The sequence below is a fragment of the Paralimibaculum aggregatum genome (genome assembly GCF_030270585.1).
GTDB classification, from domain to species: domain Bacteria; phylum Pseudomonadota; class Alphaproteobacteria; order Rhodobacterales; family Rhodobacteraceae; genus Thermohalobaculum; species Thermohalobaculum aggregatum.
Genome location: NZ_BSYI01000062.1, coordinates 1 through 21,569, shown reverse-complemented (window position 1 = coordinate 21,569; position 21,569 = coordinate 1). Strand labels below are relative to the sequence as shown.

Sequence of the window (21,569 nt, the reverse complement as noted above, 5' to 3'; positions counted from 1 at the left end):
CGATCGCTCCTCGAACTCTTGCCATGGGACCACGCCCGTGCGCGGGGCCTTGGCGGCGTTTTCCGCGGCTCGCTTAGTGGGTTTGCGCGCCATGCGCAAGGGTAAAGCGGCGAACGGCGCCGCCGCCGGTGGCGGGGCGCCGTCGCGCTGCGGGCGCGGGGCCCGCGGCAGAGGGCCGGGATCAGAAGGTGACGACCTGCTCCGAGGCGCCGTCGCCGACGGTGACGGTGAGCGTCTTGCGCTGGCCCTCGAATCGGGCGGTCACCTCGTAGCGTCCCGGCGGCAGGTCGGCCAGCACCCAGGGGCCGGCGCAGTGCATCTCGAGCACGGTCTCGCCGTTCTGCTCGATGCGGGTCTCCACATCGCCGAGATAGCTGCCGTCGGGCTCGGCATAGACCAGCTTCAGGCTGTGGTCGAAGGCGACGGCCTCGATCTCGGCGCCGTCGCCGATGCCCGAGCAGATCGCGTTGGCCTGGGCGGCGCCGACGGGGCCGGCGAGGCCGATTCCCGCGGCGGCGATGGCGGCGCCGAGCAGCCCGCGATGCAGGCGCGGCGAATCATCCGGCGCGGTTTCGCGGGCGCGGATGCGGGGGATATGGCGTGTCATGGCTTTCCTCCTTTGTCTGGTGTCAGCCGTGACCGGAGACGTGGGGTTGCATGCCGCGCGCGTCAATATGACGCCGCGTCAGATTTCGCCCGAACCGCGGAAAAACGAAGCCTTCTCAGTTCCTGGCAGCCATCAGGGCGACGCGGAGCAGGATCCGCTCGACAAGCGCCGCCTCCGGGTGCTCGCCGGGGGAGCGCAGCCGGCGCTCGGCCTCGGCCAGGGTGCGCTGTGCGGTCTCGAGCCGCGGCGCGGGCCAGATCCGGAGCTGCGCCAGCAGCGCGTCGCGGCGCGGGCCGCGCACCGGCGGGCGCAGCGCCTCCACCGCCGCCATCGGGCCGCGCGGCGCCACCGCGAGGGTGTAGAGCCGGCGGAAATGGCGGGACACCGCGCCGAGCGCCGAGCCGGGCGCGGTGCCGCCGGCTGCGAGGCGGGCCAGCAGCGGGCCGATCCGCACCGCCTGCGCCTCGGCCACCGCGCCGACCAGCAGGTCCACCTCCGCCCCGGCGCCCTGCGGCGAGAGCGCGGCGACATCCTCGGCGGAGAGCTCCTCCGCCCCCTGCGCATAGAGCGCCAGTGCCTCGAGGAAGCGCTCGAAGCTGCCCGGGTCGAGCTCGGCGGCAAGCGTCTCGAGCCGGCCGCTGGCCTCCTGCGAGAGCCGGCGCGGGCCGCCCGCGGCCGCCAGCCGCCCGGTGATCTCTGCGGCATCCGGCGGGTCGGGATAGAGCCCGATGGCGAGCAGTGCGCCCTCCGCCTCGAAGAGCCGGCGCAGGCTGGAGCGCGGCCCGAGCCCGGTGGCGGTGACCACGAGAAAGGCGTCGTCCGGGGTGAGGGTCCCGAGCAGCGGCGCGAGGATCTGGGTCAGCGCGTCCTTCGCCCCCTCGATCGCCACCGCCTGGCGCCCGGCGAAGAAGCCGCGGGCCTTCAGCGCGGTGTCGAGGGCGGCGGGGTCGCGGCGCACCGCCTCCGGCTCGAGGCGCGTGAGGCGCATCGGGTCGCCTTCGGTGACGGCGGCGACGAGGTCGCGGCGGCGCAGGCCCAGCAGCGCGGCATCCGGGCCGTGCAGCAGCACTCCGGCGCGGGAGAGGTCGGGCTTGCGGCAGAAGGCGGCGCCGCGGCTGCCGGCGAGCTTGGCCACCCCCGCCGCCTCAGGAGGCGCCGGCGCCCGGCAGCCGGCCGGCCTCGGCGAAGATCTCGCGGCTGATGCGCTCGGCGAGATCCTCGGCGAGGCGGCGCTCCACCGTGCGTTCGGCGACGCGGGAGGCATAGAGCGAGCTGGTCGCGTTGTAGCCCGAGCGGACCACCATGCGGCGCGCGAGCAGCGGCTCGGTCTCGCCGGTCTTCAGCAGCCGCCAGTCGGCGGTGGCGGTGAGGGTGCGCCGGGTGACGCTGTTGTCCGGCTCGATGGCGAGGCCGGTGTCGCGGGTGGTCAGCGTCACCTGCAGGCGCAGATCGGGGCGCGCCGGGCTGCCGAGGCGTTCCTCGAGCCGGCGGCTGAGATGGTAGCCCATCCGGCCGTCGATCGGCGGCAGGGCGATGCGCCCGCGCAGGCCTGCGGCATCGGTGTCCTCGGCCAGCATCGGCCGGAAGCAGCCGGCGAGCCCGAGCGCCGGCAGCGCCGCCAGCAGCGCGCGGCGCGAGGGGCCCGCGGCGCCGTCCTCAGACCACGACATTGACGATCCGCCCCGGCACCACGATCACCTTCTTCGGCGCGCGCCCCTCGAGGAAGCGCACCACGTTGGGCTCGTCCAGCGCCATCTTCTCGATGGCGTCCTTCCCGGCGTCGCGGGCGACCTCGAGCTCGCCGCGCTTCTTGCCGTTGACCTGGATCGGCAGCAGGATCGTGTCGTCGCGTGCCAGCGCGGCATCGGCCTCGGGCCAGGCGGTGTCGACCAGCATGGTCTCGTGGCCGAGCCTGGCCCAGAGCTCCTCGGCGAAATGCGGCACCATCGGGTTCATCAGCCGGGCCATCGCCTCGAAGGCCTCGCGCCGGGCGAAGGCGAGGTCCGGCCCCTCTCCCGCGGTGCGCTGGATCGCGTTGGCGAATTCGTAGAGCCGCGCCACCGCCTTGTTGAAGGCGAAGCCCTCGATGTCGGCGGTGACCCCGTCGATCGCCTTGTGGGTGGCCTTGCGCAGGGCCAGCGCTGCCGGGCCGCAATCCGGCGCCGGGGTGCCGTGGGCGGCGAGCTCGGCCTCGCCGGCCAGCCGCCAGACCCGCTGCAGGAAGCGCCAGGCGCCCTCGACGCCGGCGGCGGTCCACTCCACGTCGCGCTCCGGCGGGCTGTCGGACATCACGAACCAGCGCGCGGTATCGGCGCCGAACTGCTCGATGATGTCTTCCGGCGCGATGACGTTCTTCTTCGATTTCGACATCTTGATCGGCGGGCCGATCTCCACCGGCGCGCCGGAGGCCAGCAGCGTGGCGCCGGCCTCGGTGCGGCTGACCTCCTCGGGCAGGTGCCAGACCTCGCGGCCCGCGGCGTCGCGGGTGGCATAGGTCTCGTGCGTCAGCATGCCCTGGGTGAAGAGCGCGTTGAACGGCTCCGCCGCGGTCTCGGGCAGGTGGCCGGTCCGGATCATCGCGCGGGCGAAGAAGCGGCTGTAGAGCAGGTGCAGGATGGCGTGCTCGACGCCGCCGATATACTGATCGACATTCATCCAGTAGGCCGCGGCCTCCGGGTCGGTCGGCGTGTCGGCGCGCGGCGCGGTGAAGCGCGCGAAATACCAGGAGCTGTCGACGAAGGTGTCCATGGTGTCGGTCTCGCGCCGGGCCGGCTCGCCGCATTTCGGGCAGGTGGTCCGGGCCCAGGTCGGGTGCCGCTCCAGCGGGTTGCCGGAGCCGGTGAGCTCGACATCCTCGGGCAGGCGCACGGGCAGGTTCGCCTTGCGCTCCGGCACCACGCCGCATTCCTCGCAATGCACCACCGGGATCGGGCAGCCCCAGTAGCGCTGCCGGCTGATCCCCCAGTCGCGCAGGCGGTATTTCGTGACGCCCCGGCCGTAGCCCTTCTCCTCGGCATGGGCGATGGCCCGGTCGATGGCCTCGTTGGCGTCCATCACCCCCTCGCCGGTATGGGTGTTGACGAAGCGCACGGCCTCGGTCTTGGGCGGCACGAAGGCGGTGTCGGTGACGCGGGTGTCGTCGTTCACGGCGGTGTAGCAGTCGATCACCGGCAGGCCGTACTTGCGGGCGAAATCGAGGTCGCGCTGGTCATGCGCCGGCACCGCGAAGATCGCGCCGGTGCCATAGTCCATCAGCACGAAGTTGGCGATCCAGACCGGCAGGTGCCAGTCCGGGTCGAGCGGGTGGACCACGGTGATGCCGGTGTCGAGGCCCTTCTTCTCGGCCTTCTCCAGCTCCTCCTCCGAGGTGCCCATGCGGCGGCACTCGGCGCAGAAGGCGGCGATCTCGGGATTGTCCTTCTCGAGCGCGCGGGCCAGCGGGTGATCCGGCGAGATCGCGGCGAAGGAGGCGCCCATCAGCGTGTCGGGCCGGGTGGTGTAGACCTCGAGCGCCTCGTGGCCGGCCGGAGCGCCGCGGGTCTCGAAGGTGAACTGGAGCCCCCGCGAGCGGCCGATCCAGTTGCGCTGCATGGTGCGCACCTTCTCCGGCCACTGCTCGAGGCCGTCGATGGCGTCGAGCAGCTCCTCGGCCATGTCCGAGATCCGGAAGAACCACTGCGTCAGCTCGCGCCGCTCGACCGGTGCGCCGGTGCGCCAGCCCTTGCCGTCGATCACCTGCTCGTTGGCCAGCACGGTCTGGTCCACCGGGTCCCAGTTCACCACCGATGCCTTGCGCGCCACCAGCCCGGCCGCGAGCATGTCGATGAACAGCGCCTGCTGCTGGCCGTAATACTCGGCGTCGCAGGTGGCGAGCTCGCGGGTCCAGTCGATCGAGAGGCCGAGCGGCTCCATCTGGGCGCGCATCACCGCCATGTTCTCGCGGGTCCAGGCATCGGGGTGCAGGCCGCGCTCGATCGCCGCGTTCTCCGCCGGCAGGCCGAAGGCGTCGAAGCCCATCGGGTGCAGCACGTTGAAGCCGCGCGCCCGCTTGTAGCGCGCCACCACGTCGCCCATCACGTAGTTGCGGGTGTGGCCGACATGGATCCGCCCGGAGGGATAGGGGAACATCTCCAGCACGTAGTATTTCGGCCGCGACGGGTCGGGCCGCGCCTCGAAGGCGCGCGCCTCGTTCCAGCGGGCCTGCCATTTCGGTTCCACCTCGCGGGCGTTGTAGCGCGTCATAGCGTTCCCTTGTCCGTGCATTCCCGACCGATCGGGCGAGCATTAGGCCCCCTCAGCGCCGATTTCAATGCGCCCGGGGCGGAGACGGCACCAATACAATCCGAGACGGTTCTGATACCAAACCGCAAGCTCCGCAACATCAGCCCGACACATCCCTGTCCCATCTGAAGGCCATCCGGACGGCGCCGCCCGTGGTCGCCGCGCATTCCATCGGTGATCGGAGGTGGGACAGATATGACGAAGCTTACCGGACATGTCGGGCTGAAGGCCCAGAACAGGCCCGAGGACGTGGCGCTGCTGCGCCGGATGTTCATTGCCAACGGCTACGAGACGCTGAAGGAGGGCACGCGGGTCGATCAGACCCTGGTGAACCTCATCCGCTACTACCAGAAGCGCACCGGCGGCGAGATCGACGGCGTCGTCAGGCCGGACGACAACACCTTCCGCAAGCTCCTGCCCCGGTACAGGAAGGCCGAGGCCGAGGAGAAGAAATGGCGCCAGTTCCTCCTCCGCGCGCAGAAGGCCGGCGGGCTGCGCGAGCTCACCTGGCGGGGCAGGAAGGAGTGGATGCTCAAGGACGAGGCCGACCGGCTCGAGGCCCGGATGTGGAAGACGATGGAGAAGAATGTCCGGGAGATGCGGGAGAAGTCCGACTATCTCTGGGAAATCTACAAGGACTACAAGGACGTGCGCGAAGGCGTGGACGGCACCCTGGCGCGCGTAGGGGCGGCGATCGCAGACAGCTTCGACAAGCAGCCGCCGCTGAAATGGTCGGTGTTCAGCGATCTCCAGAACCACGTCGACAGCCTCGAGAGCGCCGTGCGCACGCGCAACCACAGGAAGGCGGCGGAGGCCTACGGGAAGGCGGCCGGATCCTACTCCCACGCCCTCTGGTATACCGACGACTTCATGCGCCGGAATCTCGGCGGCGCCGAGACCGGGCTCAAGGTCGCCAAGTTCACCGCCAAGGCCTCCATTGCGGTGATCGCCGCCTTTGCCGGGCCGACGCTCGCGGGGGCCACCATCGCCCGCTTCACCGTGAGCGAGTTCGCGGCCTGTACCATCGTCGGCGCCGCGGAATGGGGCGGCTATGCGGCGATCGACGAGCTCGAGCTTGCCTCCGCCGGGAAGGGCAAGGGCGCGCGCAAGACGATGTGGAACATCGGCCGCAACATGATCGGCGGCGCCATCGTCGGCCGGGTCTCGAAGGCGATCAAGCTCGAGGGCAAGCTCGGCAAGTATGTGGTGGAGGGCGCGGCGAAGAAGTTCGGCCAGAAGCTCCCCTGGCTCGCCAGCGATCGCTGCATGCAGATCGTCACGACGCTCTTCAAGGAGGCGGGGCAGGACATGAGCCGCGGCGCAGTGAAGCAGATCGTCAAGCTCGCCGAGAAATCCTACTCCGACGGCAAGCTGGTGTCCGGCGATGCGCTGAAGGAGGCCGCCTGGGCGGTGTTCTGGGACGGGGTCTTCTCCGGCCCGCTCGCCGCCATGAAGAAGATGGGCGACAACAGGCTGCGGGCCAACGAGGAGGCCCTGCGCGCGGTCATCCCGCGCAGCCGGGCCTGGAAGAAGATGCAGGGAAAACCGGGCAGCGACGCGATGCGCGCGGTGTTCGAGGGCATGCGGAAGACCAATCTCAAGATCGTCATGAAGCTCGGCAAGGACGTGCTGGGCGATGTCTTCGCCGCGAAGCCCAACGATACGGTCGCCGGCTTCACCAGGCGCTTCAACGAGGCGTTTGCGAAGAACGCCGAGATCGTGAAGACGGTCGACCGCGCGGTCGAGCGCTACGTTGCGGATGCAAGGAAGAAGACCGACGCCTGAGAACCGCCCTCGGTTTCGCTCGCGGCAGCGCCGGGCGCGCCCGCGGCAGGTCGGCCCGCCGCCTGCAGGCTCAGCCGAGCATCCGGCGCATGGTCGGCCGGGTCGGCGAGCGCCGGGCAATCTCCGCGAAGCCGGCGCGGCGGAAGGCGCCGGCGAATCCCGTCCAGGCATAGACCGGGGGATATTTTGCCTTCGGCGTGTCGATCGGATAGCCCTCGAGCGCCGGGGCACCGCGCGCGCCCGCGAGCGTGGCGGCGGCCTCCAGCAGCCGCGCCGAGAGCCCCTGCCGGCGGTGGCTCTTCTGCACCAGGAAGCAGGTGACGCACCAGACCGGCAGGTCGTCCACCGGGGCCAGCACCCGCGAGCCGGCGAGTCGCGGCAGCGCGCTGCGCGGCGCGACCTGCACCCAGCCGACCGGGGTCTCGCCATCGCGGGCGACCAGCCCCGGCGGCGGGCCGGCCTCGAAGACCGCCCGCATGGCCTCGCGGTTGGCGGCGCCGGCGCCGGCCTCGAAGGCCGCCTTCGGCAGGCGCCAGAGCATGCACCAGCAGCCGCCGCAGCCGCCCTTCTCGCCCATCACGGCCTCGAAGGCGGCCCAGTCGGCCGGCACGATCTCGACCGTCATCGCCCTGCCCTCCCGAACCGGGCGCGGATCAGCTGGCCTCCGCGGCCTCGAGCTCGGCAATGCGGATCTGCCGCGAGCGCGTCAGGATCGCGTCCTCGAGCCGGCGCACGGTCTCCTCGCTCACCGGCATCGGGATCCACAGCCCGTCCTCGCGCAGATCCTCGCGGAACACCGCGACCTTCAGCGAGCTGGCCTCGAGATCCGGGCTGGTGACATAGGCCGCCACCTTGAAGCGCTGACCCGGGCTCTGCGGGGTGGTCGACCATTCGGTGGCGATCACGCCGGTGAAGGGATCGGCCGAGGCCAGCGGCAGGAAGTCCAGCGTCTCCAGCGTGCCCTGCCAGATATACTTGTTGATCGGCAGGCGGCCGCCATCCTTGAGCGGGTCCTCCGCGCCGAAGATCGAGCCGTCGAGCAGCCCGCCCATGGTGAACCCGTCCTCGCCGAACAGCGTGTCGTCCGGATCGACCTGCGCGTTCTGGCCGACCTTGGGCGCCGGCGTCTGGTAGCTGTCGTCCGCGGCGTAGTTGCCCGAGCAGGCGGCCAGCAGGAACGCGGCGCCGAGGCCGAGGAAAAAGCTGGATCTGGTCCGCATCGTCATCCTGGGTAATCCTCCCGACATCGGACGGCACCGCCGGCGCCGCCCTTTCCCGCATCGCTTAGCACACAGCCCGCGCGCTTTCCTAGCGGGGCGCGCGCCGCCGCGCGCCGTCGCCGGCCGCGTCGCGGCCGTGGCCGCGCGACCATCCCGGACAGGGACAGAATCGTGCGGCGCCCGAAATCCACGGTCTGTCGGCGGTTTTCCTGTTGCCAAAATGCACCGAGGGCCCGTGGCGACAGCACTATCCGCTACCGCGTCGTTGACGGGGGGCGGCCCACGGGTATGAGAGAGAGTGGCGAGGCAGTCGACGCCTTGCGGGGTGAGCGCGCACCGAAAGAGAGTCGCCGAACCCGAGGAACGAAACACACGTGTGGCAATGAAGAGGGACACGATGAAAAAAGTTCTCCTGGGCACCAGCGCCCTCGCGCTTGTCGGTGCGTATGCTGGCACCGCGACCGCGGCCGAATTCGAGATGACGATCGGCGGCTACTTCGAGGCCTACGCTGCCTATGCCGACTCGGATGTCGCCAACGTCTCCGGTGAGGAGTACGGCGGTATCGACTCCAAGCGCGACTCGGAGATCCACTTCAAACCCTCCATCACGCTCGACAACGGCATCAAGATCGGTGCCAACATCGAGCTCGAGGGTTCGTCGGGCACCTCCGACACCATCGACGAGGCCTACCTGTTCATCCGCGGCTCGTTCGGCGAGGTCCTGCTCGGTTCCGAGAACTCGGCCGGCTACAAGATGACCTATGCCGCCCCCGACGTCACCTTCGTGAACGTCAACTCGGGCTCGCTGACCGCCTTCGTGCCGTTCTCCGGCATCGCCGGCGACGGTCCGGGGACCGTGGGTGGCCCGGTTGCCACCGGTGCCGACATCTTCCGCGGCACCCTGGGTTCGACCTTCCTCGAGAACGGCCGCAACAACGACGCCGAGCGCTTCACCTACTTCACCCCCCGCTTCGGCGGCGTGCAGTTCGGTGTGTCCTATGCCCGTGACGGCCTGCAGGACAACAATGCGCAGCTCGACATCAACGGCCGCTCGCTCACCAACATCGTCGACTTCGGCGCCAACTTCGTCCAGAGCTTCGGCCCGGTCGACATCGCGGTGTCCGGCCGCTACGGCATCGCCTTCGACGACGCGCCGGGTGACGATCCGGAGATCTACTCCGTCGGTGCCAATGTCGGCTTCTTCGGCGTGACCATCGGCGGCTCCTTCGCCGAGCAGAACAACGCCGGCTTCGACGACGGCCAGGCCTACGACGCCGGTATCAGCTACACCACCGGTCCCTGGGGCGTGTCCTTCACCTACTTCCACGGCACGAACGTGGATGAGGAGTCGGCCTTCAACGGCGCTGCCTTCGGCAACGACGAGGAGCTCGACCAGTACCTGCTGGGTGTGACCTACAAGCTCGCCAAAGGCGTGACCCTGATGGGCTTCGGCGCCTATGTCGACTTCCAGGAGGACACCGGCGATGCTGGCGGCGGCGGCGACGATGTCGACGGCTTCGTGATCGGTACCGGCATCAAGATCAGCTTCTGATCTCAGCGCGATCCGACATGCCGGGCAGGGGGAGCACGCTCCCCCTGCCCTTTTCTTTGCCACTGCCCATCCGTCCGCGATGCCTCAGAAGACCCGCCAGACAACCAGGAGCGCAGCCGGGATGACCGCTGGGAAGACCGCCCCCGGGCCCGTGCCGAAGCGCCCCGCGCCGCGCACGCTGGTCTGGCTCGCCAGCTTCCCGAAATCCGGGAACACCTGGACCCGCGTCTTCCTCGCCAACTACGTGCTCGACCGGCCCGAGCCGGTGCCGCTGTCAGAGATCCACCGCATCGGCGCCAACGATTCGGGCGCGGATCTCTACGGCCGCGTCGCCGGCCCCGGCTTCCGCGCCACCGACCTCTCCGCCGCGCTCGCCACGCGCCCGCGGATGCTCGCCGCGATCGCCGGCAACGGCGCGGATCTCAACTTCGTCAAGACGCACAACCGCAACGCCGCCGTCGGCCTGCAGCCGCTGATCCCGGCGGCGCTGACCCGCGCCGCGATCTACATCCTGCGCGACCCGCGCGATGTCGCGCTGTCCTATGCCCGGCATTTCGGCGTCAGTGTCGACCGCGCCATCGCCCATCTCGGCAACCCGGAGAACTCCACCGCCGCCGACCCACGCAAGGTGAAGCAGTATCTCGGCAGCTGGTCCGGCCATGTCGCGAGCTGGGTTGACGCCGACGCCTTCCCCGTGCTCGTCCAGCGCTACGAGGACATGCTCGCCGATCCGGAGGAGACCTTCGCCAAGATGCTCGGCTTCCTGAACATCCCCGTCGACCGCGCCCGCCTCGCCAAGGCCGTGCGCTTCTCCGCCTTCGGCGAGTTGCAGCGCCAGGAGGCCACCGCCGGCTTCAGCGAGCGCTCCGCCAATGCCGAGCGCTTCTTCCACAGCGGCACCGCGCGGCAATGGGAGGGCGTGCTCTCCGCCGGCCAGCTCGCCCGGATCGAGGCCGATCATGGCGCCGCCATGCGCGCCCGGGGGTATTTCTGATGGCCGCCCCCCGGCCCCGCGCGAAACCGGCGGCGAAGAACATCGTCTGGCTCGCCTCCTATCCGAAATCCGGCAACACTTGGACACGGATCTTCCTCGCCAACTACCTGTTCGACCGCAAGGAGCCGATGCCGATCAACCAGGTGCATCGCCTCGGCATGGGCGACAGCATCGCCAAGGCCTATGCCATGGTGGCCGGCGCGCCGGTCAACACTGCCGATCACAAGGCGATGCTGGGGCTCAGGCCCCGGGTGCTGCGCGGCATCGCCGGCAACGGCGCCGACGTGAACTTCGTGAAGACCCACAATATCCGCGATTTCGCCATGGGCACGGAGCTGATTCCGGTGCCGCTCACGCGTTCGGCGGTCTACATCCTGCGCAATCCCCTCGACGTGGTGCTCTCCTATGCGCGGCACTACGACAAGACCCCGGCCGAGGCGGTTGCGGCCATCGCGCGCGACGACAACACCACCGCCGGCGATGCCACCAGCGTGCCGCAGTATCTCGGCAACTGGTCGCGCCATGTGAAGAGCTGGACCGAGCGCGCGCCGTTCCCGGTGCTGGTGCTGCGCTACGAGGACCTGCAGGACGACCCGGAGACCGGCTTCTCCCGCCTGCTGGAGCATCTCGGCTTCACGCCGGACCCGGAGCGGCTGGCCCGGGCGATCCGCTTCTCCGCCTTCGACGAGGTCGCCAGGCAGGAGACCGATAAGGGCTTCATCGAGAAGTCCCCCACCGCCGAGCGCTTCTTCAGCCGCGGCACCGCCGGGCAGTGGCAGAGCGATCTCGACCCCGAGCTGGTCGAGGCCGTCCGCAAGGTCCACGGCCCCGTCATGCGCGCACACGGATATCTCTGATGCAGACCCTCCAGCGGATCATCTGGCTCGCCAGCTTTCCGAAATCCGGCAATACCTGGACGCGGAGCTTCCTCGCCCAGGCGTTGATGCCTTCGGACAAGGCGCCCGGCATCAACGAGCTCAAGGCCTTCACCACCTCCGACATCCGGCAGGACTTCTTCGACCGCGCCGCCGGGCGGCCCTACGAGGCGGCGGATTTCGACGACTGGCTGAGGACGCGGGTCAAGGTGCAGAAGCTGATCGCGGGGTCGAAGCCCGGGCACCACTTCGTCAAGACGCATTGCCAGATCCAGCGCATCGGCGGCATCCACGTGATCGACCCGGCGGTGACCGCCGCTGCGGTCTACATCCTGCGCAATCCGTTCGATGTCGCGCCCTCCTATGCCCGGCATCTGGGCGTCGATCTCGACCAGGCGATCACCATGATGCTCAACCCGAAGATGCTGAATGCCTCGGCAACGCGCATCTTCGAGATCATCGGCCGCTGGGACGACCACATCGCGAGCTGGACCGGCGCGCGCGGCCTGCCGATGCACGTGATGCGCTACGAGGACATGATCGCCGATACCGAGCGCGCCTTCCGCGGGCTGCTGAAGTTCCTGCAGGCCCCGGTGCCGGACGGCAAGCTGCGCCGGGCGATCCGGGCGACCTCCTTCGATGCGCTGAAGAAGCAGGAGGCGGCGCAGGGCTTCGTCGAGCGCCCGCCGACCATGGAGACGCCGTTCTTCACCAAGGGCAAGGCCGGGGCCTGGCGCGACGACCTGACGCCGGCGCAAGTGGCGCGACTGCGCGAGGGCTTCATGCCGGCGCTGGAGAAGTGGTATCCGGAGCTGATGGGCGAGACGGCAGAGGTGGCGGCGAAGGCATGAGCGGGCTCGAGGACATTCGTGCGCGGGTCGCCGCGGCGGCCGCGGAGGCGGGCAGGGACCCCGGCGAGATCACGCTGGTCGCGGTCTCCAAGGTGCAGCCGCTCGCGCGCGTCGAGGCGGTGCTGGAGGCCGGCCAGCGGGTCTTCGGCGAGAACCGGGTGCAGGAGGCGGCGGAGAAATGGCCGGGCTTCCGGGAGCGCTTCCCTGATGTCGTGCTGCACCTGATCGGCCCGCTGCAGACCAACAAGGCCCGCCAGGCGGTGGAGCTCTTCGACGTGATCGAGAGCGTCGACCGGCCGAAGCTTGCCCGCAGGCTCGCCGAGCTCTTCGAGGAGACCGGCCGGCGGCTGCCCTGCTACATCCAGGTCAACACCGGCGAGGAGCCGCAGAAGGCCGGCGTGCTGCCTGCCGACACCGATGCCTTCGTGGCGGAGTGCCGCGACCTCGGCCTGCCGCTGGCCGGGCTGATGTGCATCCCCCCCGTCGACGAGGAACCGGCGCTGCATTTCGCGCTGCTGGCCAGGCTCGCCGAGCGCAACGGGCTCACCGGCCTCTCCATGGGCATGAGCGCCGATTTCGAGCGTGCCATCGCCCAGGGCGCCACGGTGGTGCGCGTCGGCTCGGCGATCTTCGGCGAGCGCGGCAAGACCTGATTCCCTCCAGGGCTCCGGACGAAAAAAGGCCCCGGCGGAACCGGGGCCTGAGCGGGAGGCCGCGAGCGCATGCGGCCTCCTGGGGAACCTGGGAGATCAGACGAACTGCGAGCCCTTGCCGAACTCGGGATAGGCCTCGAGACCCAGCTCGGCGCTGTCGAGACCGGCCATTTCCTCTTCCTCCTCGACACGGATGCCGATGGTCATGTGCAGGAAGGCCCAGAGCACCAGCGACACGCCGAAGACGAAGACACCGACCACCGCGATGGAGAAGAGCTGCGCCGCGATCCCGGCATCGCCGTTCGACAGCACCACCGCGATGGTGCCCCAGATGCCGGCGAAGAGGTGCACCGGGATGGCGCCGACCACGTCGTCGATCTTCAGCTTGTCGAGCATCGGCACGGTGAACACCACGATCACGCCGCCGACGGCGCCGATGGCGGTGGCGAGGCCGATCGAGGGGGTCAGCGGCTCGGCGGTGATCGAGACCAGGCCCGCCAGCGCGCCGTTCAGCGCCATGGTGAGATCGACCTTGCCGTAGAGCAGCTGGGTCAGGAAGATCGCCGCCATCACGCCGCCGGCCGCGGCCGCGTTGGTGTTGGTGAAGATCCGGCTGACATCGGCGACGTCACCGAGCGAGCCCATGGCGAGCTGCGAGCCGCCGTTGAAGCCGAACCAGCCGAGCCACAGGATGAAGGTGCCCAGCGTGGCCAGCGGCAGGTTGGAGCCCGGCATCACGTTGACCTTGCCGCCGGCATACTTGCCGAGCCGCGGACCGAGGATGAGGGCGCCCGCCAGCGCCGCCCAGCCGCCGACCGAATGCACCACGGTGGAGCCGGCGAAGTCGAGGAACTCGGCGCCGAAGGTGGTCGCCATGAAGCCGGTATCGTCGCTCGGGTTGAGCCAGCCGGCGCCCCATTTCCAGGAGGCCTGGATCGGGTAGATGATGCAGGTCAGCACGAAGGTGAAGATCAGGAAGGGCCAGAGCTTGATGCGCTCGGCCAGCGCGCCGGAGACGATCGAGGCGGTCGCGGCGCAGAACATCAGCTGGAAGAAGAAGTCCGAGCCGACGGAGGCATAGGTGATGTCGCCCGGGCCGGTGAAGTTGCCATCGGCATCGGTGAGCCCGACCGGCTCGAGCGAGGTCGGCATGAAGGCGCCGAGCATGCCGTCGATCGACCAGCCGTCGCCCGGATACATCAGGTTGAAGCCGACGAGGAAGTAGCCGATCGAGGCGATCGAGAACAGCGCGATGTTCTTGGTGCACTGCATCGCGACGTTCTTGCTGCGCACGAGGCCGGCCTCGAGCATGCAGAAGCCGGCGGCCATCCACATCACCAGGAAGCCGCCGATCAGGAACAGCAGGGTGTTGAGGATGAACACCGAATGGGTCGGCACAGCCTCGGCGACGGGTGCGGCGGCCTCCGCGGTTTCCTGCGCCAGCGCCGGATCCGCGGCCAGCGCCGCGAGAGCCAGGAGCGCGACAAGCGATTTCGTCTTCATGTTACGTCTCACCTTCCAGTTTCGCTCTAGGGTCACAGCGCGTCTTCGTCGCGCTCGTCGGTACGCACGCGCACGGCCTGCTCGACCGAGGCGACGAAGATCTTTCCGTCGCCGATCTTGCCGGTGCGCGCCGCGGTGCTGATGGTCTCCAGGATCGCGTCGACCCGGTCGTCGGGCACGACCATCTCGATCTTGATCTTGGGGACGAAGTTCACGACGTATTCGGCGCCGCGGTAGATCTCCGTGTGCCCGCTCTGGCGGCCATAGCCCTTGACCTCGGAGACCATGAGGCCCTGCACGCCGATCTGCGTGAGTGCCTGGCGGACCTCCTCCAGCTTGAAGGGTTTGATGACGGCAACGATCAGTTTCATCTCTCTCCCCGATCTGTCCCGGCTGGACCGCTCCAGCCTCCGGGAAGTGCTCTTCAAGATGTGTGCCAATGCGGTAGAGATCGTGTAAGACGCTGAAATAACGCTGGAAAAATTATATGCGCCGCGGCATGGCGGATTCTCGGGCGCCAGATGTGCATAAAATTTCACCAATGATGAAAAATGCGGCGCAAGCGTTGCCCAATCGCCGCGCCCCTCTGCTTGCCCCGGCGGCGCATCTGGCAGAGCGGGGCGGGATGGCGTATCTCGGTGCGTGAAGAAACCTGGAGCAGTCATGGCGCGCACCCCGAGGCGGAAGACCCCGAAGGCCCCCGCCGGCCGCGGCAAGGGCCCGGCCGCGAGCACGGGCGCCGGGGCGCCGGCAAAGCCGGCCGCCAAGGGCGGTGCCAAGCCCGCCCCGCGCGCCACGTCTGCGGCGTCGCCGCGCGCTCCCGCCGGGCAGCCGGGGCCGGTGGGCCGCGCGGTGCGCCGGGTGGTGCTGGGCCTCGTCGGCGCCGTCTGGGCCTTCCTCTGGCGCGTCGGGCTGGTGGCGACGGTGATGCTCGCCGCCGCGACGGGCTATTTCTACAGCCAGCTGCCCCCGGTGCAGGCGATGCTCGACGGCCGCGCCACCGGCTCGGTCACGCTGCTCGACCGCAACGGCTCGGTCTTTGCCTGGCGCGGCGAGCAGTATGGCGGCGCGCTCCTGGCCGACGACGTCTCGCCGCATCTGATCCACGCCATGACCGCCGCCGAGGATCGCCGCTTCTGGGACCACTGGGGCATCGACCCGCGCGGCATCGCTCGCGCGGTCTGGGCCAACCTGCGCGCCGGGCGGGTGGTTCAGGGCGGCTCGACGCTGACCCAGCAGGTGGCGAAGAACGTCTTCCTCGATGCCGAGCGCAGCTTCGAGCGCAAGCTCAAGGAGGCGCCGATGGCCCTCGCGCTCGAGCTCAAATACAGCAAGGAGGAGATCCTCTCGATCTACCTCAACCGGGTCTATCTCGGCGCCGGCACCTATGGCTTCGAGGCGGCGGCGCAGCGCTATTTCGGCAAGTCGGCGCGGGCGGTGACGCCGGCCGAGGCGGCGATGCTGGCCGGCCTGCTGCGTGCGCCCTCGCGCTATGCGCCCACCAACGATATCGGGCTGGCGCAGGGCCGCGCCTCGGTGATCGTGCGCGCGATGCACGAGGAGGGCTATCTCTCCGAGCCGCAGGTCTTCGAGGCGCTGGCCAATCCGGCCGGGCTCAGCCAGGCGGCGGAGGCCGATATCGGCGATGCCTTCGCCGACTGGGTGATGGAGACCGCGCCGGCCTATCTCGCCCGCCGCACCACCGAGGACGTGGTGATCGCCACCACCTTCGACCGCAAGGCCCAGGCCGCGGCGGAGGCCGGGGTGGAGGCGGTCTATGCCGCCAAGGTGAAGCCCGGCAGCGAGGCGCAGACGGCCGTGGTGGTGATGGCGCCGGACGGCGCGGTGCGCGCCATGGTCGGCGGGCGCAAGACCGGGGCAGGGCGCTTCAACCGCGCCACCCAGGCGCTGCGCCAGACCGGCAGCGCCTTCAAGCCGGTGGTCTATGCGGCCGGGCTGATGGCCGGGCTCACGCCGCAGTCGGTGGTCGAGGACGCGCCGATCACCATCCGCGGCTGGTCGCCGAAGAACTATGGCGGCGGCTTCCGCGGGCCGGTGACGCTGGAGGCGGCGCTGGCGAGCTCGATCAACACGGTGGCGGTGCGCGTGGCGCAGCGGGCGGGGACCGATCGGGTCCGCGCGCTCGCCGCCGAGATGGGAATCTCGACGCCGCTGGCGCCAGGGCCGGCGGTGGCGCTCGGCACCTCCGAGGCGACACTGATCGACATGATGGGGGTTTACGGCACGATCCGGGCCGAGGGCCGGCTGGTCGAGCCGCACGGGCTGCGCCGCCTCACGCTCAAGGGCGACTCGACGCCGCTGCTGACCCATACCCCGCCGCCGGCCGGGGCGCGGCCGCTGCCGCCGGACATCGCGCGCCAGCTCATCCACATGATGCACGGGGTGATCGAGGGCGGCACCGGCAGGCGGGCGCGGCTCGCGGGGCGCCAGGCGGCGGGCAAGACCGGCACTACCCAGGCCGCGCGCGACGCCTGGTTCATCGGCTTCACGGCGGACTACGTGATCGGCGTCTGGATGGGGAACGACGACAACGCCCCGCTCACCGGCGTCACCGGCGGCGGGCTGCCGGCGGAGATCTGGCACGAGGTGGCGCTGCGGCTGCATGACGGGCTGCCGCCGCGGCCGCTGCCGATGGAGGCGGGGCCGGCGCCGCAGGTGGCGCTCTCCGGCCCGGCGGCGGAGCGCGACGGCGGCGTGGGCTCGATCTTCCGCAGCGTGCTGGGCGGGCTCGGCGGCGGCGAGGGGCGCCCGTCCGAGGCGGCGGTCTCCGGCAGCAGCACCGGACGCGCCTTCACCCCCGGCAACGACCGCTAGCGGCGCACGGGACCGGGGCCGCGCGGGCCGTGACGTTCACGCCCGGACAGGAGATCCGCCCTTCCGGCGCGATCTCGCCCTGGCCGCCGCGGGCAGGAAGCGCCCGTTGGTCCCCCGGATCGAGCGATGCCGGCGCCTGGCAGAATGCTTCCGCCCGAGCGGGGTATTCACCAGCCGCTTGGCGATCCGAAGGCCGGGCGCATTCGGGCGCAATCAGAGCCGCTTCACGGCGCAGGACCGCATGTCGGTCCGATATTGCCGCCCGCCTCAGCGATGGCGCTTGCAGGGCGCCGGGGACACGCGAACGTCGTAGCTCCCATCGGTCGCCGAGTCGCCGACGTGATCGCGCTCCAGCTCGCCGGCACGGTCGGAAAGCTGCCGCGCGGCGGCGCTGAGATCGCCGGAGGCGTTCGGACCCCGAGCCGTCACGCGCCTGAAGCCGGGCCCTCCGCGGACCTCCGGAACAGGTCAGGCAGGAGCCCTCGGAAGGGCCAATGCGATGCCAGCTCGGGCCGGGCGCGAGCGCGGAGGGTATCGACCGGCGCCCGAACCGCCGCTCAGTCGAATCGGTAGCGGTGCAGCGCCCGGCCCTCGCGCTTCAGCCAGTCGCGGGCGCGGGCATGTTCGGGCAGGATCGAGGCCAGCACCGCCCAATAGCGCGGTGAGTGGTTCATCTCGACCAGATGCGCCGCCTCATGCGCCGCGAGATAGGTCTGCACCGCCTCCGGCGCCATCGCCAGCCGCCAGGAGAAGCTGAGCCGCCGCCGCGCGCTGCAGGAGCCCCAGCGCGAGCGGGTGTCGCGGAACGCGATGCCGGAGATCTCGCGCCCGAGCCGTGCCGCGAAATCCTCGGCCAGCGGAACCATGCGCGCCTTCGCCCGGCGCTTGAGCCAGGCCGCGGTGGCAGGGCCCGGCGCGGCACCGGCCGGGAGCACCAGCCGCCCGTCCTCGAGCGCCGCGCGATGGCCGGTGCCCTCGACCAGTCGGCAGGGCACGCCATCGACCGGCAGCAGCATCCCCGGCGCCACCCGAAGCGGCTCCGGCAGGCGGGCGCGGGCGGCGGCGAGCCAGCCGGCATGGCGGGTGAGAAAGCCGCGGATCTCGGCCTCCTCCGGCCCTGGCGGCACCGTGAGCACGGCCTCGCCCTCGGCGGTCAGGCGCAGCGTGAAGCGCCGCGCCCGGTCCGAGGGCGCGATGCGCACGGCAACGGGGGGATCGTTGAGGGAGATGCGCTCGGGCAGCGCCGGCCGGGCCGCGCCGCGCGCCGCCCGCCGGGGAGCCCGGCCCATGACGGCGGACTTACTCGGCGGCCCGGGCGCGCATCGCCCGGCCGTCCACCATGGCACGGTTGCCGCGGGTGAAATTGCGGATCTTCGGCAGGATGTGGTTGCGGAAGCGCGAGCCGTTGAACACGCCGTAGTGGCCCACCTTGGCCTGCACGTAGTGGAGCTTCTTCTCCTCCGGCAGGTTCGGGGTGAGGTGATGCGCCGCCTCGGTCTGGCCGCGGCCGGTGATGTCGTCCTTCTCGCCCTCGATGGTCATCAGCGCGATGTCGGAGATCGCACCGGGGTTCACCGGGCGGCCGCGATGGGTATAGGTCCCCTCGGGCAGCGCGTGCTTCTGGAACACCGCCTCGACGGTCTCGAGGTAGAACTCGGCCGAGAGGTCCATCACCGCGAGATACTCGTCGTAGAAGGTACGGTGATTCGAGGCCGAATCACCGTCGCCGCGGACGAGGTTGCGGAACTGGTCGAGATGCGCGTCGACATGACGGTCGAGATTCATCTGCATGAAGCCCGAAAGCTGCAGGAAGCCCGGATAGACGCGCCGCAGGAAGCCCCGGTTGGGGAAGGGCACGATGGTGATCATGTTCTTCTCGAACCAGGAGAGCGGCCGGGTGGTGGCCAGCACGTTCGGCTCGGTCGGGTTCACCCGGGTGTCGATCGGGCTGCCCATCAGGATCAGCGAGGAGGGCCGCGCCGGGTCGGCATCCTCGGCCATCAGCGCCGCCGAGACGAGGCAGGGCACGCCGGGCTGGCAGACCGCCATCACCGTCGGGCGCTCGCCGCCGCGGGAGAGGAACTGGCAGAACTCGGTGATGTAGTCGGTGTAGTCGGCAAGGCCGAAGCTGCCATCGGTCAGCGGCACGTCGCGCGCGTCGATCCAGTCGGTGATGTAGATCTCGTGCTCCGGCAGCATCGCCTCGACGGTGCCGCGCAGCAGGGTCGCGAAATGCCCAGACATCGGCGCCACCAGCAGCACGACGGGATCGTTGCGGGCCTCGGCCAGCACGCTCTCGCGCTTGAAGTGCAGCAGGTTGCCGAAGGGCTTCTCGAGCACCACCTCCTCGCGCACCGGCACGGTCTCGCCGGCAACCTCGGTCTCGGAGATCCCGAAATCCGGCTTGCCGTAGCGCTTGGTGGCGTGGACGAACATCTCGACGGCCGCCGCCGTCGTGCGCGCGCTCAGGCTCGCGGCGAACGGATTGAACGGGCTCCGGAGCGCGGCGAGCTGGAACTGGGCCGCGTTGCGCAGCGGGCTGATCGCCGCGTGCGTGAACTCATAGACGTGATACAGCATTCCGGGCCTCGCGGTTCACCATCGGAGCCCGACGTTAGAGAAGCCGGACGGCCCCGGCAACCCCTGTCTCTTCGCACCTGCAAAAAAATACGCATGCATATGGGAAATTCCCCGGGGTGGCCACGGCCGCAGGGCCGCGGCGCCGGAGCCCGGAGCGGCCCGGAACCCCGCCCGGCAGGCGCTCCGGGGCATGTTCCGCCTTTGACAAGCGCCGACAACTGTGGCAGGGGGCGGCTTTCCCATGAAACGGACCAGAGAAATCAGGATGCCTAATCCCGAATGGGGCGTGAAGCGGACCTGCCTGTCCTGCGCAGCGCGCTTCTACGATCTGATGCGCGAGCCGATCGTCTGCCCGAAATGCGGGGCCGAGTTCGATGCCTCGGTGGCTGTGGCACGGCCCAAGCGGGCCAAGGCGTCGGCCGGCTCGGCGGCGCCCGCAAAGGTGGCTGCGGCTGCGGCGGTTCTCGTCGAGGACGAGACCGAGGACGATGAGGTCGATGATGACATCGAGGACGACGAGGATGATATCCCCGCCGTCCCCGATCCGGCGCTCGCCGCCGACGATGACGACGACGATGACGAGACGCCGGATGCGGATGTCGAGGACGACGACGACCTCGGCGATTTCGCGGATGATCCGCTGCTCGAGAGCGACGACGACGAGGACCCGCCGATCGACGGCCTCGACGATGTCGGCAAGGACGACGACGACAACAGCTGACCGCCACTGCCGCCGCCGCGGCCCGGCCCTGCCGCCGGGTCGCGGCGCGGTTTGCGCGGCGGCGCCTCTGCGCTAGACTGCTCCGGACCGCCCGGCGGGCCCTGCCGCCGGGTGCGACAGGCGGAGCGGGCGCATGGCCGGCAAGAACTACCGGGCGATCAAGGCGGATGCACTCCGCCTCGTCGCCGGCAACAAGAAGATCTGGACCGGTTTCGAGAAGACCTGCAGCGATGCCGCCGCGGCGGCGAAGGCGCTGCGCCAGCGCTTCGAGGCGGATCTCGCGACGATCAAGGACTGCCACCGCCGCGCCGACACCGTCTTCGCCGACTATCTCAAGCTGATCGACGAGATCATCCCCCTCGCCGAGGACCTGGCGAAGGCCGAGAAGGCGCGCCCGCCCGACAAGGCCGAGATCGCCCGGCTGAAGAAGGAGATCGCGCCGCGCGACAAGCGCCTGCAGGCCATGGTCTCGCGCATAAACGAGGCCCGGATCGAGGCCAACACGCTCTCCGCAAAGGTCTCCGGCCAGAAGGATGTGATCGCCGGCATGAACTAGCGGAGCGCCGGGCGCCGGACAGCCGAGATTCCGCGCCGGCGGTGCATTTTACCTCTTGCGGTGGCGGCGCTTGCTGCATAGGTTCCGGCGCACGCAGAGACGGGGCCATAGCTCAGTTGGGAGAGCGCTTGAATGGCATTCAAGAGGTCAGGGGTTCGACTCCCCTTGGCTCCACCACCCCTCTCGAAATAAGCGCATGACGTCAGGCGGTTGGCGATACAAGCCAGCCGGTTCCCCACATTATTCCCCACGCTGATCTCTGCCTTGTTGAATTGGCTGGCGATGGTGCCGCTTCCGGCCAAGTGTCCGCCGCGTTGGACGCCCAGGCGCGGTCTCGCCCTGAGGCTTGCCGAGCGTGCCGAGACCCCGGAGCTACTGAAGGGACTGCTGTTCGGCCCCGATGCACGGCCTTCTCACCTGCACACATCCGCAAGAGCGACAAACTCTACCGCTACTTTGTCAGCCAGACCGTGCTGAAGCACGGGGCCGGGTCTTGCCCTGTGGGGCGCGTGCCAGCTGGGGAAATCGAGGCCGCCGTCATCGACCAGCTGCGCGC

General features: G+C 70.0%; 19 protein-coding genes, 1 tRNA gene and 1 pseudogene. 11 read left to right on the top strand and 10 right to left on the bottom strand.

The window, feature by feature from the left end; all coding sequences use genetic code 11:
- Window positions 1-181: 181 nt before the first annotated feature.
- From QSJ97_RS22830 to leuS, 4 genes are all read right to left on the bottom strand, one after another.
- The gene (locus tag QSJ97_RS22830) at window positions 182-607 is read right to left on the bottom strand and encodes a peptidase associated/transthyretin-like domain-containing protein (RefSeq protein ID WP_285674709.1); all 426 of its coding nucleotides are present in this window, start codon (window positions 605-607) and stop codon (window positions 182-184) included.
- Window positions 608-722: 115 nt separating this feature from the next.
- Window positions 723-1,742 (bottom strand): DNA polymerase III subunit delta, encoded by a 1,020-nt coding sequence (locus tag QSJ97_RS22825; protein ID WP_285674707.1) that lies wholly within the window; start codon window positions 1,740-1,742, stop codon window positions 723-725.
- Window positions 1,743-1,752: 10 nt separating this feature from the next.
- Window positions 1,753-2,277 carry an LPS assembly lipoprotein LptE gene (gene lptE, locus QSJ97_RS22820; protein ID WP_285674705.1) on the bottom strand — a complete coding sequence of 175 codons (525 nt, stop codon included), beginning with the start codon at window positions 2,275-2,277 and terminating at the stop codon, window positions 1,753-1,755.
- Window positions 2,264-4,849 (bottom strand): leucine--tRNA ligase, encoded by a 2,586-nt coding sequence (leuS, locus tag QSJ97_RS22815; protein WP_285674703.1) that lies wholly within the window; start codon window positions 4,847-4,849, stop codon window positions 2,264-2,266. Before leuS ends, lptE begins: the two co-directional genes overlap by 14 nt.
- Before the next feature lie 234 nt (window positions 4,850-5,083).
- Between leuS and QSJ97_RS22810 the strand changes: the two genes are divergently transcribed.
- Window positions 5,084-6,673, top strand: coding sequence for a peptidoglycan-binding domain-containing protein (locus QSJ97_RS22810; RefSeq protein WP_285674701.1), 1,590 nt, complete (start codon window positions 5,084-5,086; stop codon window positions 6,671-6,673).
- Window positions 6,674-6,743: 70 nt separating this feature from the next.
- On the opposite strand, the gene QSJ97_RS22805 is transcribed toward QSJ97_RS22810, so the two are convergent.
- Entirely contained in the window at window positions 6,744-7,298 is a 555-nt protein-coding gene (locus QSJ97_RS22805; RefSeq protein ID WP_285674699.1) for a GNAT family N-acetyltransferase, read from the bottom strand.
- Between the two features lie 28 nt (window positions 7,299-7,326).
- Window positions 7,327-7,893 (bottom strand): DUF3576 domain-containing protein, encoded by a 567-nt coding sequence (locus QSJ97_RS22800; RefSeq protein ID WP_285674696.1) that lies wholly within the window; start codon window positions 7,891-7,893, stop codon window positions 7,327-7,329.
- A gap of 397 nt (window positions 7,894-8,290) precedes the next feature.
- On the opposite strand from QSJ97_RS22800, the gene QSJ97_RS22795 reads away from it, so the two are divergent.
- The 5 genes from QSJ97_RS22795 to QSJ97_RS22775 all read left to right on the top strand — a co-directional run bounded on the left by QSJ97_RS22795 (window position 8,291) and on the right by QSJ97_RS22775 (window position 12,818).
- On the top strand, window positions 8,291-9,445 hold the full coding sequence (locus tag QSJ97_RS22795; RefSeq protein WP_285674694.1) for a porin: 1,155 nt from the start codon (window positions 8,291-8,293) through the stop codon (window positions 9,443-9,445).
- A 121-nt stretch (window positions 9,446-9,566) separates the two neighbouring features.
- The gene (locus QSJ97_RS22790) at window positions 9,567-10,439 is read left to right on the top strand and encodes a sulfotransferase domain-containing protein (protein ID WP_285674693.1); all 873 of its coding nucleotides are present in this window, start codon (window positions 9,567-9,569) and stop codon (window positions 10,437-10,439) included.
- The gene (locus QSJ97_RS22785; RefSeq protein ID WP_285674691.1) at window positions 10,439-11,296 is read left to right on the top strand and encodes a sulfotransferase domain-containing protein; all 858 of its coding nucleotides are present in this window, start codon (window positions 10,439-10,441) and stop codon (window positions 11,294-11,296) included. Before QSJ97_RS22790 ends, QSJ97_RS22785 begins: the two co-directional genes overlap by 1 nt.
- Entirely contained in the window at window positions 11,296-12,165 is an 870-nt protein-coding gene (locus QSJ97_RS22780) for a sulfotransferase domain-containing protein (RefSeq protein ID WP_285674689.1), read from the top strand. The genes QSJ97_RS22785 and QSJ97_RS22780 overlap by 1 nt, the downstream gene beginning before the upstream one ends.
- Window positions 12,162-12,818 (top strand): YggS family pyridoxal phosphate-dependent enzyme, encoded by a 657-nt coding sequence (locus tag QSJ97_RS22775; RefSeq protein WP_285674683.1) that lies wholly within the window; start codon window positions 12,162-12,164, stop codon window positions 12,816-12,818. Before QSJ97_RS22780 ends, QSJ97_RS22775 begins: the two co-directional genes overlap by 4 nt.
- Window positions 12,819-12,914: 96 nt before the next feature.
- Here QSJ97_RS22775 and QSJ97_RS22770 read toward each other — a convergent pair whose 3' ends face one another.
- Both QSJ97_RS22770 and QSJ97_RS22765 read right to left on the bottom strand, forming a co-directional pair.
- Window positions 12,915-14,321, bottom strand: a complete 1,407-nt coding sequence (locus tag QSJ97_RS22770; protein WP_285674681.1) for an ammonium transporter family protein — start codon at window positions 14,319-14,321, stop codon at window positions 12,915-12,917.
- 32 nt (window positions 14,322-14,353) lie between these two features.
- Window positions 14,354-14,692: a P-II family nitrogen regulator gene (locus QSJ97_RS22765; RefSeq protein ID WP_285674679.1), complete on the bottom strand. Its 339-nt coding sequence runs from the start codon at window positions 14,690-14,692 to the stop codon at window positions 14,354-14,356.
- Window positions 14,693-15,161: 469 nt separating this feature from the next.
- Between QSJ97_RS22765 and QSJ97_RS22760 the strand changes: the two genes are divergently transcribed.
- Entirely contained in the window at window positions 15,162-17,156 is a 1,995-nt protein-coding gene (locus QSJ97_RS22760; protein ID WP_285674677.1) for a transglycosylase domain-containing protein, read from the top strand.
- Between the two features lie 557 nt (window positions 17,157-17,713).
- Here QSJ97_RS22760 and QSJ97_RS22755 read toward each other — a convergent pair.
- Window positions 17,714-18,445, bottom strand: a complete 732-nt coding sequence (locus tag QSJ97_RS22755; protein ID WP_285674675.1) for a M48 family metallopeptidase — start codon at window positions 18,443-18,445, stop codon at window positions 17,714-17,716.
- Between the two features lie 10 nt (window positions 18,446-18,455).
- Window positions 18,456-19,736, bottom strand: coding sequence for a polyhydroxyalkanoate depolymerase (locus QSJ97_RS22750; protein ID WP_285674674.1), 1,281 nt, complete (start codon window positions 19,734-19,736; stop codon window positions 18,456-18,458).
- A gap of 241 nt (window positions 19,737-19,977) precedes the next feature.
- Between QSJ97_RS22750 and QSJ97_RS22745 the strand changes: the two genes are divergently transcribed.
- From QSJ97_RS22745 to QSJ97_RS22730, 4 genes and pseudogenes are all read left to right on the top strand, one after another.
- Complete coding sequence (locus QSJ97_RS22745) at window positions 19,978-20,457, top strand: FYDLN acid domain-containing protein (RefSeq protein ID WP_285674673.1); 480 nt, start codon at window positions 19,978-19,980, stop codon at window positions 20,455-20,457.
- Window positions 20,458-20,590: 133 nt separating this feature from the next.
- Window positions 20,591-21,013: a hypothetical protein gene (locus tag QSJ97_RS22740; protein ID WP_285674671.1), complete on the top strand. Its 423-nt coding sequence runs from the start codon at window positions 20,591-20,593 to the stop codon at window positions 21,011-21,013.
- Window positions 21,014-21,114: 101 nt separating this feature from the next.
- Window positions 21,115-21,190 (top strand) — tRNA-Ala (locus tag QSJ97_RS22735).
- Window positions 21,191-21,367: 177 nt separating this feature from the next.
- Window positions 21,368-21,569, top strand: a pseudogene (locus QSJ97_RS22730) (recombinase zinc ribbon domain-containing protein); the annotation flags it as partial.

Coding starts and splice junctions, on each gene's coding strand:
- QSJ97_RS22775 (WP_285674683.1), top strand. CDS start 12,162: ATGAGCGGGCTCGAGGACATTCGTGCGCGGGTCGCCGCGGCGGCCGCG.
- QSJ97_RS22830 (WP_285674709.1), bottom strand. CDS start 607: ATGACACGCCATATCCCCCGCATCCGCGCCCGCGAAACCGCGCCGGAT.
- QSJ97_RS22800 (WP_285674696.1), bottom strand. CDS start 7,893: ATGCGGACCAGATCCAGCTTTTTCCTCGGCCTCGGCGCCGCGTTCCTG.
- QSJ97_RS22765 (WP_285674679.1), bottom strand. CDS start 14,692: ATGAAACTGATCGTTGCCGTCATCAAACCCTTCAAGCTGGAGGAGGTC.
- QSJ97_RS22745 (WP_285674673.1), top strand. CDS start 19,978: ATGAAACGGACCAGAGAAATCAGGATGCCTAATCCCGAATGGGGCGTG.
- QSJ97_RS22790 (WP_285674693.1), top strand. CDS start 9,567: ATGACCGCTGGGAAGACCGCCCCCGGGCCCGTGCCGAAGCGCCCCGCG.
- QSJ97_RS22810 (WP_285674701.1), top strand. CDS start 5,084: ATGACGAAGCTTACCGGACATGTCGGGCTGAAGGCCCAGAACAGGCCC.
- QSJ97_RS22780 (WP_285674689.1), top strand. CDS start 11,296: ATGCAGACCCTCCAGCGGATCATCTGGCTCGCCAGCTTTCCGAAATCC.
- QSJ97_RS22750 (WP_285674674.1), bottom strand. CDS start 19,736: ATGCTGTATCACGTCTATGAGTTCACGCACGCGGCGATCAGCCCGCTG.
- QSJ97_RS22795 (WP_285674694.1), top strand. CDS start 8,291: ATGAAAAAAGTTCTCCTGGGCACCAGCGCCCTCGCGCTTGTCGGTGCG.
- QSJ97_RS22770 (WP_285674681.1), bottom strand. CDS start 14,321: ATGAAGACGAAATCGCTTGTCGCGCTCCTGGCTCTCGCGGCGCTGGCC.
- lptE (WP_285674705.1), bottom strand. CDS start 2,277: ATGTCGTGGTCTGAGGACGGCGCCGCGGGCCCCTCGCGCCGCGCGCTG.
- QSJ97_RS22805 (WP_285674699.1), bottom strand. CDS start 7,298: ATGACGGTCGAGATCGTGCCGGCCGACTGGGCCGCCTTCGAGGCCGTG.
- QSJ97_RS22740 (WP_285674671.1), top strand. CDS start 20,591: ATGGCCGGCAAGAACTACCGGGCGATCAAGGCGGATGCACTCCGCCTC.
- leuS (WP_285674703.1), bottom strand. CDS start 4,849: ATGACGCGCTACAACGCCCGCGAGGTGGAACCGAAATGGCAGGCCCGC.
- QSJ97_RS22755 (WP_285674675.1), bottom strand. CDS start 18,445: ATGGGCCGGGCTCCCCGGCGGGCGGCGCGCGGCGCGGCCCGGCCGGCG.
- QSJ97_RS22785 (WP_285674691.1), top strand. CDS start 10,439: ATGGCCGCCCCCCGGCCCCGCGCGAAACCGGCGGCGAAGAACATCGTC.